Origin of the sequence: Paenibacillus sp. V4I7, assembly GCF_030817275.1 — a bacterium.
Taxonomy (GTDB): domain Bacteria; phylum Bacillota; class Bacilli; order Paenibacillales; family NBRC-103111; genus Paenibacillus_E.
In genome coordinates this window covers 164,364-178,143 of the sequence record NZ_JAUSZD010000001.1, presented here as the reverse complement: position 1 = coordinate 178,143, position 13,780 = coordinate 164,364, and the positions used below count along the sequence as shown (strand labels likewise).

The 13,780-nt window shown below is 42.8% G+C and carries 12 protein-coding genes and 1 pseudogene; 12 read left to right on the top strand and 1 reads right to left on the bottom strand.

What is annotated here, in order from left to right; all coding sequences use genetic code 11:
- Positions 1-13 precede the first annotated feature (13 nt).
- The 8 genes and pseudogenes from QFZ80_RS00840 (at position 14) to QFZ80_RS00810 (ending at position 6,775) form a co-directional block, all read left to right on the top strand.
- Complete coding sequence (locus QFZ80_RS00840; RefSeq protein ID WP_307544864.1) at positions 14-529, top strand: hypothetical protein; 516 nt, start codon at positions 14-16, stop codon at positions 527-529.
- 87 nt (positions 530-616) lie between these two features.
- Positions 617-1,774 carry a hypothetical protein gene (locus tag QFZ80_RS00835; protein WP_307544866.1) on the top strand — a complete coding sequence of 386 codons (1,158 nt, stop codon included), beginning with the start codon at positions 617-619 and terminating at the stop codon, positions 1,772-1,774.
- A gap of 218 nt (positions 1,775-1,992) precedes the next feature.
- Entirely contained in the window at positions 1,993-3,324 is a 1,332-nt protein-coding gene (locus QFZ80_RS00830; protein ID WP_307544868.1) for a hypothetical protein, read from the top strand.
- Between the two features lie 27 nt (positions 3,325-3,351).
- Positions 3,352-3,633 (top strand): annotated as a pseudogene (locus QFZ80_RS38775) (hypothetical protein); the annotation flags it as partial.
- A 14-nt stretch (positions 3,634-3,647) separates the two neighbouring features.
- Positions 3,648-5,084: a phosphoadenosine phosphosulfate reductase domain-containing protein gene (locus QFZ80_RS00825; protein ID WP_307544870.1), complete on the top strand. Its 1,437-nt coding sequence runs from the start codon at positions 3,648-3,650 to the stop codon at positions 5,082-5,084.
- Between the two features lie 82 nt (positions 5,085-5,166).
- On the top strand, positions 5,167-5,721 hold the full coding sequence (locus tag QFZ80_RS00820) for a hypothetical protein (RefSeq protein WP_307544871.1): 555 nt from the start codon (positions 5,167-5,169) through the stop codon (positions 5,719-5,721).
- Positions 5,722-5,822: 101 nt separating this feature from the next.
- A complete protein-coding gene (locus QFZ80_RS00815) occupies positions 5,823-6,242 on the top strand; it encodes a hypothetical protein (RefSeq protein WP_307544873.1) in 420 nt (139 codons plus the stop codon).
- Between the two features lie 134 nt (positions 6,243-6,376).
- Positions 6,377-6,775, top strand: coding sequence for a DUF6908 domain-containing protein (locus QFZ80_RS00810; protein ID WP_307544876.1), 399 nt, complete (start codon positions 6,377-6,379; stop codon positions 6,773-6,775).
- A gap of 249 nt (positions 6,776-7,024) precedes the next feature.
- Here the strand turns inward: QFZ80_RS00810 and QFZ80_RS00805 are convergent, their stop codons facing one another.
- The gene (locus QFZ80_RS00805) at positions 7,025-7,525 is read right to left on the bottom strand and encodes a hypothetical protein (protein ID WP_307544878.1); all 501 of its coding nucleotides are present in this window, start codon (positions 7,523-7,525) and stop codon (positions 7,025-7,027) included.
- A 287-nt stretch (positions 7,526-7,812) separates the two neighbouring features.
- On the opposite strand from QFZ80_RS00805, the gene QFZ80_RS00800 reads away from it, so the two are divergent.
- From QFZ80_RS00800 to QFZ80_RS00785, 4 genes are all read left to right on the top strand, one after another.
- Entirely contained in the window at positions 7,813-8,178 is a 366-nt protein-coding gene (locus tag QFZ80_RS00800) for a hypothetical protein (RefSeq protein ID WP_307544880.1), read from the top strand.
- Between the two features lie 394 nt (positions 8,179-8,572).
- A complete protein-coding gene (locus tag QFZ80_RS00795) occupies positions 8,573-9,454 on the top strand; it encodes a hypothetical protein (protein ID WP_307544882.1) in 882 nt (293 codons plus the stop codon).
- The gene (locus QFZ80_RS00790; RefSeq protein ID WP_307544884.1) at positions 9,435-11,510 is read left to right on the top strand and encodes a VirB4 family type IV secretion system protein; all 2,076 of its coding nucleotides are present in this window, start codon (positions 9,435-9,437) and stop codon (positions 11,508-11,510) included. Before QFZ80_RS00795 ends, QFZ80_RS00790 begins: the two co-directional genes overlap by 20 nt.
- Before the next feature lies 1 nt (position 11,511).
- A complete protein-coding gene (locus QFZ80_RS00785; protein WP_307544886.1) occupies positions 11,512-13,767 on the top strand; it encodes a hypothetical protein in 2,256 nt (751 codons plus the stop codon).
- The last annotated feature ends 13 nt before the right edge of the window (positions 13,768-13,780 follow it).

Sequence of the window (13,780 nt, the reverse complement as noted above, 5' to 3'; positions counted from 1 at the left end):
GGGAGAAATAACTATGTCGCAGCTCATTTTTTTGCGAGAAGGTATTGAGAAAAGCTCATGCTGTTCGTGCGGGAATCAAATTAGCACCAACAAGCCATCATATCGGAATCTCGTCCATGACATTGCATTTTGCATGTTGTGCGGCAAAGAAGCAATGAAGGATATCTGGTATCTAAAAGGCATGCAAAATCCCTGGATTCGTGTAGCTAATGACCCGCCATTTACCCGCTCCAGTAGCTTTTACGAATGTTCATCCATAGATGAGCTCATTGAAAAGTTTAGTCAGGGGAATTGGTGCGTCGGAAATGCGTTTACTTTCGAAAACCTTGCGTTAATACAACAAGTGGATGGCGGCAATGAATATCTTGCAATCTTAGATCACGTCGTCTTCGATAGCATTAGTTTTCAGGCAATATTAAGAAAACGCGGTGAGGAGTATACACGAAACTACATTAACAATATATTGCATCAGCCTTTAGATTGTCAGAGTCCAGATCCCGATTATTCGATCGTTGAGCTTTTCGTCTAAAACTTAATGTAATTCCTCCATCCATTGGAGGGGAGCAAAATTTATTAGCCCCCTCCTTTGGGGGCTATTCTCAGGAGGAAACACTATATGTCCAAGTCATGGAATATCATTGTATATTTGAAGAATGAAACTGAATCCGAATATACTTTCGTTGGCAGGTATGAAGAGGCCCGTCAGGACGCCTATTTATCCTTCCCGCAAGGCGATATTCAAAGAGTAAGCATCAAGCCCGAGGTTGAAGAGGAAGAACCGTCAACAGAGGAGCAGCAACAGCTTCCATTACACCCGAATTTGTTCTACCGTCAGGCAACTTTTTGCCTGCATGCGAAAAGTGATGTTAAATTTAGTTGCTTTTCAAATGGAAGTACGTATCCTGTATTCACAAGAGCCCTTATTGAGCAGTTGAATCCCTTTATAGACTCTCAACACACTACTTATCATTATGATGAGGAGATTGATGCATTTCGTTCAAGTGAAGTTGAGATATATTCGGGAATCAATATTAAGGTTAATAATGCTTACGTTAGGGTATATCCTGTCGGAGAGAATTACGCTATTTGGGAAGAGTACAGAACATCTCGTCATTACTTAAATATTGATTCAAATAGTGATGAGTACTTATGGATCTACTTTCACAACCCAGATAAGCACAGTGAAGAAGACACGACAATGGAAGTCTATAATGAGCCTTGTTTCAGTGCAAGGACGATTGATAAGCGATATCTCCTGCAGATAACTGAAACAGAATACGACGATCTTCTAGAGCTTAGTAATGCGCCTGATAATGGGAAATCCTACATAGAGAGAGCAGAGGTAGTCAGAAACCGTGGCTTTATGAAGTTGTCGTTACTGGCAAATGGATTTGTTCCAAAAGCAGGAATTTTTTGGGGTAAACCTTGGAAAGGCTTCTTTATAGATGTAGAGGCTTCCCGGTCAGACCGATTTGTTATTCGCTCATATATGTCGTCTTATGACATCTTTCAGATTTGCAATAACATGGACGATCTGCAGAGATTCTATTCCCACTTACGTGAGAGGGATGAAGATGACTTTGCTGTATTAATGAAAAAGTTTTGGCGTGAAAAACCAAATGATACGGCAATGTTGCAGCATATCTATATAAGTCTTTCGTTGGTCGGAGTGGAAGCCCGCTCCTACCTAGAGCAAATCAAAGAGACAGAACTCGTAGATTACCTGAAACGAGCAGATGACAGAATAAAAGCTTTTTTTTACGAAATACCATAATAAGAATTAGCCATCCAAATTTGGTGGCTTCTTTTATTCCTTCCTATTTTCTAGGCAGCGTGATATAATAAAGGCAGAATTTTTGTCCGACCTTACGCAAGTTAAGCAACCCTAAGGGTGAGCATATGAACATAGGCGAACTATGCCCATGTAAAGCTCCCTTTAGGGTCTTTTTGTCGTTTTCGGACATTAATCAACACCTTAGGAGGATGATGTATATGGTTACTGCAGAGCTTAATCGCGTTGACAGTGTAAGAAAATCGAAGGAAGAATATCTCCAGGAACGTATGAAGCAAAGAAATATTTCCGAGATTTTTAGTGATCTTCGAATCAGAATTTCTAGAGAAGATACCTATGCGGAACAAAAGAAGATAGCAGATCAGGCACTTCGACGTAGGATGAAAAAGATTCCTATTACGGAAGAATTGTTTGCAAAGGTATCTTATGGTCCTATTCAAGTCAGTTTTCAGCCAATTAGGGGCAAAATTGAATCTTACGGCCCTATGGCGATTGTTAGACATCTTTCAAAAGCCTCCGATTCATTCATTGAGAGCAATGGTATCAAGGTCGTAGTTAAAGATGGGTTGCTTGGATATGATGAAGCATACGGAGCGATCGGTGCGGATATTTCACACAAAAAACACGGCTCAAGTCTTGGGTTTACTAAAATCGGTAAATATTACAAGATTATCGATGTCCCTTCATTCTTGGCAGACGTGTTATTGAAGAATTCGCTACTGAATTATGCACAGGCTCATTTGGCCTATGTCCGAAGAGAACTTGCCCGTAAGGTGATTGCAGTTGCGAAACGAAGTTCGCAATCATCTGTTAATTTAGTGGGACCAGAGATGCTTATAACGCTTGTACAGGATCTCTGCACTGATGTGCATGACCCCAATGCAGAAAAAGTCATAGACCTATACAACATTTTCCCGAATGGCGTATGGGATGTGCTATGTGAAGTCACAGGCGCATGGGAGAAGATGCTTACTGAGCCTGATGTCCTTAGATCGATTTACGAGTTAGCTCTCTATCCATTCCTACAAGAGATCTGCAGCCTGCAAGATGACGCTGATGATCGCGAAGAATCTAATGATACCTACGCGAGAGTTTGGCAGCTCAAGAAGAACATACCACAGAAAACACTAAGCCGTATGAGTAGTAATGCGTTTTTAACTCATTATGGAACGGTGGAGCTGGATGCCGACGTTGACTTGGAAAAATTCACTGAAATTGAAACGGAGTTTAGGCGTATGACGAGCATTGTTCAGTTGCCTTTGGCTCCTGATCATAGTTTCCGAATTCGCAAACTAGGCAACTACCGGGCTTCGGGCTTGTTCTTTCCAGGATTCAAGGCAACTCTAGTAGACTTGGATGGAATATCAAGCTACATGCACGAAAGCGCGCATCAAATCGATTATCAATTTGGTACTAAATTCGACCGTCTAAGTGATCAATTTTCTTTCTTGGACTTGTACGAGAAGTACGAACAATCCGTACGACGCGCAATTCTAACTTTACCATTTGATGATCCATTTGTTGTCCGATGAACAGGAAAGACAAAGTTCAACTCAGATTATTATCTTCGTCGGACCGAAGTCTTCGCCCGCTCCTTTGAGCTTTATCTGTTTGAGGTGAAAGGGATCCGATCTTCGTTCTTGGACGCCAACTATGAATCACCAGTCTATCCGAAGGACGATAGGTTTCTGAGAGCAGTCGAGTTATACTTCGATAAAGTTTTGCCTGTTATGCCAGAAAAGGCAGAACAACCGGCTGCTGCTGCATTAACTCCCACTCCATTCACTCCATTGGAATACTATATTGACCAAGAAACTGGCCAATTATTTTTTCCAATATGAGAGGAGCGGGAACGATGATAAATATCTTTGAACTTCAGGAAGAACAGAACGTAAATGCAAATTCTCGGTCTATCATTGACGAACTAAAAGTCATGTATATGAGGGACAGCCGAGTATGGATCGCCCCAACGTCGCATGGTAAGGATAGCTCCATGCAGTTGGACCTACTTTGGCGTGCTATTCTGGAGATTCCTCCTGAAGCACGTACAAAGCCGCTTCATGTAGTAACCAGCGTCACAGGAGTTGAAATACCGGCATTTGAAAATCACGTACGGAATTACGTACGAAAGATTCAGCAGGCTGCCCGTGAACAGAATCTACCCATATATGTTCATCTCTCGGAGCCAGATATGGATAAACGATTTTTATCTCAGGTACTTGGCTTTGGAAATCCACCACCAACGGAAAGTAGCCGGTTCAGGTGGTGTTCTGATAAGACAAAGCTCGATCCTGTGACGAAAATTGTGAATCGTATCATGGCTGATCGTATGGTACTTGATGACTACGATGCCATCATGTTCTTAGGAGTTCGTAATTCTGAAAGCACGAAAAGGAAGGCCAGCATCGCAAAGCATTCACTTGACGATAAGTTTGCTCGTCATTCCGATCATCCACGTATCCTCGTATATCATCCTATCGTAGATTTTGAGACGGATGATGTTTGGGATTATCTTCTCAATCGTGGAAGGCTCGCATGGGGATCGGAGACCAGTGAATTACTGGCGCTCTACAACGCTAGTAATGGTGGTGAATGTGAACTTACTGCACCAACAGGTAAACAGACTTCCAGTTGTGGAGGCAGTCGATTCGGATGTTACACATGCTGCCACATCGGTAGGAAGGATAACATGCTTGCAAACCTCTATAACCAAGGTGATGCAAAAGTTCTTCCACTCTACAAATGGAAAGTCGCTCTTTACGACCTACGTAACGATGCCAGATTTCGCCTCCCTCTCCGAAAAAGGGTACATGGAAAGCTAAAAGGGGAGATTGAGTATCTGGAACTAGATGCCGGAACTGAGGATAGCATTTGGCGCTATACGCCTGGTCCAATTTCCATCGTTGGGCGCAAGATGTTGCTTCAAGGTTTGCTTCATGCAGAGCTTGTTAGTGGATATTTAGAAGATGGATTCCAATTACTCGATGAAGACGAGATTGATTTTATCTTGGAATGCTGGGAGAAAGAAGGTTTCTCCCTGAAGCGGGAGGAGTTAAAACCAACCCCAATTCAAGTAGATGACTTATTTGCCCTCAAACCAAACGGAATCCTAAACGATAAGGACAGCACGTATCGTGGCGACTACTCAGAGATAATCTATGACGTTACGCCTAGCGAGCTTGCTGCCATCCAAGAACGCTGCAACACCCTATTCCAGGATAAAGTGTGGGTGCCCAGCGCTGACAGGAAACGTGTAAAAGAATTGCAACTGAAAAGTAGTATCAACATCTAACTTCATATTGACGACCCCTACACCGGGCGGATTTTTATTAATAATCCCCGTGGTGTAGGCGGGGTCAAGGAGGAAATGAAGTATGGATAAGCTGATACTAAAAACACTAGAACCAGGCGATTTAATTCGGTTGAGAAACAACAAGACATACATTTACATACGTACCGAAAAATCGACCGTCATTTGTAAACCAGTTGACGGTGGAACTCAGCTACTGGTTGTTAACAAGAATATCATTACTGAACTCGTCAGTAAAAATGCAGATTCCGTTATTGCCGAGATTAAGGTAGCACTAAAGAGCCTAAAGAATGGAGATACGATCGAGTGTAAGGATGGTATATATACATTCTTACAACTGAAGAAAGATCAGTTTATTGCATCTAATTCAGAGGGAGTATATGAATTTACATTTCCCTTATTCCTAAAGATCGTTGAGCAGCTTGGACCAAACTCCCAACTTACACAAATGAAAAAACGCATTCGTTCATATTTTGGAAAGCAAATTTTAACAGGCTGGGGGCCGGCTTCAGTTAAAGGATTTAACCCACTTCAGACCCATGTCATTCTTTATGAGCATGATGAGAGATTCGATCTAAAACTCGATGATTTCATTGGCCAGCTGGATGAATACAACTAGAATATAACAATTTCATAAGGTAAGAGCCCTCACACCGGGCATGACAAGTTTGACAAAATTGTCCTCTCGGTGTGAGAGGGGACTACCAGGAGATGATTAGAATGAGTTTTCGTTGTGAGTGCAAAGACGAGGATTTTCAAACTGCTAATTCAGAATGTGAACTGTGCAAAGGAACTGGGCAAATCGAAGGATTGAGTCTAGAGGAAGAAAAAACACTTTTGGTTTCTGAGTTGATCGAGGACAAGGACTATATTGTCCGATCCTACGAAAGCAATTTCATAAATACCTATCGAGTATCAGGCGGACGCATTTACTGCACCTTTTCTGGAGGGGATTTTGGGAGCGCTCAAACCTTTTGGTTCATACCTGAGGTCATCAACGATGTGGAATACCTAAAGAATGTTGATGTGCCTAACATGTACGTCAACGATTTAGAATTAGTCGTAACTGAAATTTATAACATAGTGATGCTCTTAGATATGCCTAGCCAGTACGGAGGCAAGATGGGGGTAATCGAATAAACATAACGAACGTTTCATTGTTAACAATCTCTACTGATTCAGATCTTCCATAAGGTAATTGCCCTCACACCGGGCATGACAAGGTTAACATTCTTGTCCTCTCGGTGTGAGAGGGGACTACTGGAGGAATATACATGAACGCAAATGAACGTTATTCAAAAATTAATCAGTTACTCGGTGGCAATTTGAAGGAACTTTTAATAGGGGAATCGGGTTCTACCAAACTTCGATCAACACCATTTATGGATCTGGTTATTGAAGTGATTGGAACAAATATCATTAGTATGACGCACTATTACCGCTTAAACGGTGATCTTATAGCTGACCCCGATATGGAAATACGCATCAATCCCGAAGATGAGACGGCAGATGCTGCCACATATCAGGATATGTATAGTTATCGGGACGCATACGATGAAGACGATGTCGTTGACTTACATGAGCAAGAGGAGCTTAACGAATTTCTTGCAACATGGTTAACCAATTTGATTGATCAAGGTTTCTCTTATGAGAACCATGTTTCACAGAGGTGATTGATGTGAACAAAAGAATTGAAGTGTTTATAGTAAGATTCCTTCTTTTGTGTGAAAACATTGCTCAATACAGAGTGAAAAAAGTATATATGTTCAAACATTGTTACTTTTGCGGGGAAAAGAAATTAATACCCTCACAATCAGACCTTTGCAACACATGTGAAGTATGGGTTGTTAGCAACAATAGGTGATTGGATTTTCTACTCAGCCGTAAAGTCTGAATGCCAAAAAAAAGAAACGGCCGACTTCTTAATGAAGCCCGGCCGGATCTTCTTTCAATCGTTCACGTTCTTGCTTTTCTAAACGCCATTGCTCAACCATTTGACGATTAATATCAAGTGCATTCTCATGATTACGAGCGATTATTTTCTTTGTCAAAAGTGGCTTCCCTCCTAGGGTATCTGCCACCATTACACAAACAGTCCATAACGCAATGGGTACTAAAATAGCTGGTAGCCAGAGGGTAGGGAAGACGATTATTTTAGGGACAGTCTCGAGATACCAAGGCGTAATCAAACCCAACTTCAAATATATACCTTCTAATATTTGTGGAAACCATACGCATGGCATGTACGTCACCAGCAAACATACGAACACGGCAATCCCAGCATGAAGTAATCGGTTTACCTTTGAGGCAAGCACACAATAAAGTGCAATCAATATAATTAGGACAAATACGCTGATGACCGCCCAATCTGGTCCGGCTGCATATATAACCTTTACTGCTTGGTAGAATGTATGATCTAACATAAGTTTCTCCTCCCTAATCCCTACAAACATATGTTTGTATTCCTTATTATAAGTCTGGAGGGTTAGGTTTTCAATATATTTTTTCATAAAAATGTAAAATTTGCACTTGCTATGTGTGTATTTTACACACATAAGCATTGTCAGATTATGGGGAGATGGTATATGATAGAAAGCAGATTGGGCTAATTTTCCTACATTTCCAGCAAATTTTGTCGTTATCTAGGATGATAGTGAATGAAATGTAGACAGATCAGGATGAAAGACACATTATCTAGGAGGACTATCAGATGAAAAAGAAGGGTTTTAGTTCAAAGGTATTAGTTTTATTGTTTGTTGCATTTGTAGCATTCAACGTTTTTGCCGTTACTTCTGCATTTGCAGATACCACTGTTGTTCCAACCATGGACAACCTTAAAGCGGGAACCTCAGGTACAGACGTGAATAAGTTAGTAGATGGATGGGTAACCAATCTCCGTATTATCGGTATCGGCCTAATCCTCATTCCGATTGCAGTTGGAGCGATTATGCTTGGCTTCTCCATGGGTAATGCACAAAAAAGGGGAATTGCAGTTGCTTGTCTATTATCCGCCGGTCTCGGTATTGTCGTTCTTGCGAAAATGAATTCACTCGCTGGATGGATTGTTAACCAATAAGATAACTTCAAGAATTAAGCCCTACCCAGCGTAGGGCTTAAATTTTAGGGTCACAGGAAAAGGGGGTCATCTGATAATGCGTACTGCAATGCCCTTTGACACAGAAAAAGAACGTCGACCGATTAAGATATGGGAACTAAGCTTCTCATGGCGACAAACCGCTTATTTCTCAATCGCTCTTCTAACATTTATCCAATTGGTTCAATATTCATATAACGATAGTTTTCCATTTGCATTATCGTTCGTAGTCTTCTTCATGTGTGCGATGGTCTTCGTGCCAGCAGTTCTGCTCTCGTTTGTTAAACATCCTCAAAGCGGATTATTCCTAGACCGTCATCTCATATATAGAATACGACATAAGAAAAAAGAAAGTGGTTTATGGAGGAGATTCTAAATGAGTGATATTTTTATGTTTTTGGGGCTTGGACTTATTGGTTATTTGATATTTCGCGTCATGACCAATAAACCTATCATTCCCTTAAGTAAAAAGAAGAAGAAAACAGAAAACAAGAAAGCATCCATACAAACTAGAGAATTAGAAGGCGATTGGAAGAATATAATCGGCGTAAAACAAATCGTTGGTGATAATCTAATAGAGCTGGAGCAAAGAGGGGACATTCGAACTTTCGTGGGAGCTGTCAAGACGGAACCGATCAACTATCAGCTGCGCTCCATTATTGAACAAGAGGATACGGATCGCGCTTATGAGCGGCTGCTTGCCCAGTTATCACTTGGTCCAGGTCGTGAAGTAAAGCTCGGTATTCATGTACAATCTCGCCCTATTGAACTCGTAGATCAGATGCAACAATATTATGATGCTTTCCCATCTCTACAACCCATCGCCCAGCGCTACGCCGAAAGCATGTTTTTTCCCTTTATGGAGCACTGGCAGAAGAACACAGATGAATATAATTTTGCTCGCTACTTCTTCATTATTTTAGAATACCCACCTAAATTGATCGAAGATCTGGACGACGACCTCATTTATTCCAAAGCCACCAATGAATATTACCGACTTGGATCTACGATTGTTGGCGGCTATGGTCGCATGGGCGGAGTTGCCAAGCTTGCATCTATTGAGGACTTACTTGAATCACAATACTTTGCAACGCATAAACAGTCGGGTACCGTTAAAGGATTTAGATCTATTCTAGCCAATCCCGGACGGCTAGGAAACATCGTAACGTCTGACTACTCTCGTCCTGCAAACAGATTTGTAGATGAGGATTTGGAAGAGCAAGCGGAGGAGATAAAAGATGATGAAAAATCTGCTTAATAAAATATTCAAGAAGAAACCATCTCCCGTTGACTCAAGTGAACTGCAATCTCAAGATCTGAAAAGCGGTTCGCCAGTGCCAGCATTGTCTTACTTTGATTTTGTAGCACCTACGGGATTCGAAGTTCCTGTACACCCTCGTGATCTTGGATATGTTCTTGACGGCCCTGCAGGAGGGTACCCCTACCGTTCATTTATTATAGAATTCGGAACTACTACATTAACAACTGGTGCCCTTGATGTTTTATATCGCTCGGGCCCCGTCAATATGATGTTTTATATAACGAAATTGACACGCAATCAAGCGATTCGTACATATAAAAACGCGGCGACCGATGAAGGAACGCGTTTGATTAACATGCTCAAATCAGGTAACGAAATCGAAGCTCGGGAGGCTCAAAAGTCTGTAGATGCTGCAGGTCGTTTGCTAGATGAGTTGAGTGATGGTTATAACGATGGATTCCTAGGAACATGTCTTGTTACCGTATTCGCTAAGGACGAAAAGGGACTCGATAATGTCGGTATGCACATGCAGGATGATTTGCTTGGTAACGATCATTTCCTGAGAGTGCTCTATAACAGGCAGAGAAGTGGATATATTTCTACGTTGCCTATTGCAAACAACAAGATTGATGACCGGAACGATCGGAGGTTTTTCGACCGTACTGCAATTGTAGCGGCTTCACCCTTCTACAGTTCGGAAATTCCATTTAGCGGTGGTGTTCCACTCGGTGTCAACCAACACTCTGGAACCATGGAATTTCTTAACGTTTTTGCGAAGTATCTCGATAACTATTCCTCTATGATCGTCGGTTCAAGTGGATCGGGGAAATCGTTCAGTAATAAGTATATCTCCAGTTCCCAGATTTGCCTCGGTTATCGGATATTCTCGATAGATCCCGATGGTGAGAATGGCCCTGTTTGCAGACTCCTTGGTGGACGTGAAGTGGAAATTCGCGAAGGTGGGGATGTCTGCATTAACCCGTTTGCAATATCCGAAGAAGAGGTTGAAATCACGGACGAAGTCGGCCGAAAAAAAGCGATTGTAGTTGTTCCTCTTGGTCCTAAAATTGGCCAACTTCTCAAATTCTTTGACCGCCTACTCGGTGGAATGGTTAGTGAAGAAGAAACTCATCTCAAAAAAGCAATTCTCGATACTTACCAAGATGCTGGCATCACGGAAGATCCGTCCACCCTTTATGAACCAGGGCTCGTTCCAGAATTTAACCGTTTTACACGCGAGGTCGAAGAAGTACGCAAGCGCAAACCAGAACGAACCTTAACTGATATGTACAAGCGATTACTCAAAAATTGTGCCGTTAATGTAGATTGGGAAACTCTCGAATTCGAAGATTTAAAAGAAAAGTACGCCGAACGTCTTCTTACCGTTATTCGAGGATACTTACGTGATTTTCCGGATGGCGCTCTTATCGACGGTCAAACGAATTTCGGGGATGATCTACCAGTTGATAATATGTTGGATAATGTATGCTGGATCAACTTTAACATTAAAGCAATCGAAAGTTCGCGCATCTTCGATATCATGATGCTTGTCATTACGACGCTTGGATGGGAATACTTCATTAAACGCCCAAGCCTTCGTAAATTCCGTAAGAGACTTAAGATTGAAGAAGCATGGAAAATGAAACGGATTCCAGGAGCGATGGAGTTTATCGAGGATTTAGCGCGTCGCTCTCGTAAGTACAATGCCGGTGCCGACATTATCACGCAAGACCTTACTCCTTTCTTAGAGGATCCAAGTGGTATCGCATTGGTAAAAAATGCTACAACCGCATTATTCCTCCGCATCGGGCAAATCTCTAATGATGAAAAGCTGCAATTGAAGAGTATTTTTAATTTATCCGAAGGAGAGCTTGAGGTTATATGCCGCCGTCCTCCGGAGCGGGAGGAAGATGACTCACGCGGAGAAGGAATCATGCGAGTAGGTGGTAGTTCTGCATTTATTAAAGTAACCGTCAGCAAAGAAATGAGACGCTTTATCGACACGGACCCCGATTGGTTGCAAGAGCAAGGACTGCTTCCGGAGGTGGGCTAACATGGCCAAGTCTTTAAAAAAAGGAAGCAAGGAGCCACCGGAGAGATTAAAAACGAGAAATAAGAAGTCGAAGAGATTAATAATCTCCCTGGGACTAGTCTCAATAGTTTCGTCAATCTTTGCCCCTGTCGCACTCGCAGGTAGTGGCGATCCGTGGTATACGGCACCGATTACTTGGATTCTGGATTTCTTACTTGGAGTACTAGGCGGAATTCACGACCCTGCCGATCACATATTTTATAACGGTTGCGGAATCGCGGGGACCTTTTTCAAGTCATGTGCTGATCGATCGGTCTGGGGAATGTTTACGACACAGCAATTTAATACAGTCATATATCGGGGATTTTGGATGTTTGCCGGATTATCATTCGCATTCATCTGTGCCTCAGTTATTAAGTCAGGCGTGCTACTTTCTTACAGCAGAATATCTTCTACACTAAAATTCGAAGTTAATGATGCCTTAGTAAAAACTTTGGTAGCTACCATCCTGATTGCACAGTTTTTTACGATTACATCCTCGTTATTTGCTTTGAACAACGGCATCAGGGATATGGCTTTTAACGATTTAAAAGCCCCTCAGGCCGTTGTTGATAATATGGGAAATGCTATTCCAAATGATGGACGGAGCATTTCCGGCCGAGTCGAAATGAACAGCCTTTGTCAGAATACGAGTGAGCTGACTTCTCCTATTGCCCGCTCCGCCTGTTCACTAACCGTTCGTGGGGTATCTATCTGGTGGGAAGTATTCTATCTACAGCGCAAGTTTATGATTGCGATTTTGATCATTCTTGCTCCGCTATGGATTAGTTGTATGTTCTATCCCATGTTACATGGGGTTACTATGACTGCTTGGAAAGAACTATGGGCACAGATCGTTGCACAAGCGATTCACGCCGTTCTGTATTGGATTTACTTTCACATGATAGATGACCAAATGGGATGGTTCCAAATGGTTGTCGGACTCTGTTTATTTATCCCGATATCCGAAAGTATTCGTTTTATTTTCGGAGCGACTTCACAAACCGGTGGGAAGCTTGCAGCTGCAGGCACACTTGTCGGAGCAGCTGGTATGATGAACCTGACAAAAGGCATGATGACAGTCGGAAAGGGATTAGGCAACGGCTTTAAAGCTTATAAAGGTTTACCTATCGATAATAAACAGTCCTCTGGTGGAGGTCATGGGCTTCCTGGTATGGGTGGCAACATGGCCGCAGGAGGAGGAGGTACAGCTGGAGCCTCATACGGAGGCAGTGAGGCAGATCTTGGAGCTGGACGTCCCATTTCGATGCAACAACGTAAACTACGTGCAGCCGGGGAGATTGGTGCCGGCTTCGGAAGAGCTGCAGGTAGAATGGCATTTGGATTTGCAGGATCAGGTATGGGTGGTGCAGGTGCATACATCGGAGGCGAGATTGGGGAAACCGTAGGGGATGGCGCCGGCTATCGGTCAGGAGTAGCAGGATATGTCGGAGGTAGAGCCGCTGGCAAAGGTGCTGCTGCAGCCGGTAAGAGGGTCGCAGAATTCCCTTCGAACTTCAGTGATGCCTATGGACAGATGACCAATAGAGACGGTGATTGGTCAGCCAAAACTGCCAAATCCGCCCATGTTGCTGCCCAGGGTGGTTTAGGACGAGTCGAAGCGAAGCGCAATCCTCAGCCTTTGACAGCGGAACAAAAAGCAGCTAATTTGGGGGAAAAACGTGAACGTTCTGCTGAAAGAGCAGGCGCAGTTGGCGAGATGGTATTGGGCCGAGGAGGATATGCAATAGGCGATAGCATGGCTCGCAGTTCCCAAGCTGGAAGAAAGCTTACTCCTTCGACACTGACGGATATGAGAGATCAGGCAGGAATCAAAAACGTATTCGCACTTGAAACAGCAAATTCAAGTGTTCTCGCTTTTCAAGATCAAGCAACAGGTGAATTTAAACCTATCTCTAATCTAGGTCGCGGAAACGCTACTCTGAGTAAGGGAGAAACCGTTGTTACTCCTTATGAAATTCAAGGAAAAGGGAACTCTGTACGACTTACTCCTGTTAAAGAAGCCGTTCCTATGCCCGGCACTTCTGGAGCGGGTAAGGATGGAGGGCACAAGGTTGAATATGTCAATGCTTCTTATTTGCATAATGAGCAAGGAAAGTCGGCCTATAACGGGAAGACAATGGATGCCAACCTGTTTATCAGTCCGTCGCAAAAAGATGCCTCAGTGGATTTAAGACGCCGGAATTTTGTTCCTAAGAAGCAAGCTCAAACGACTTGATCCTTCCGGTAAC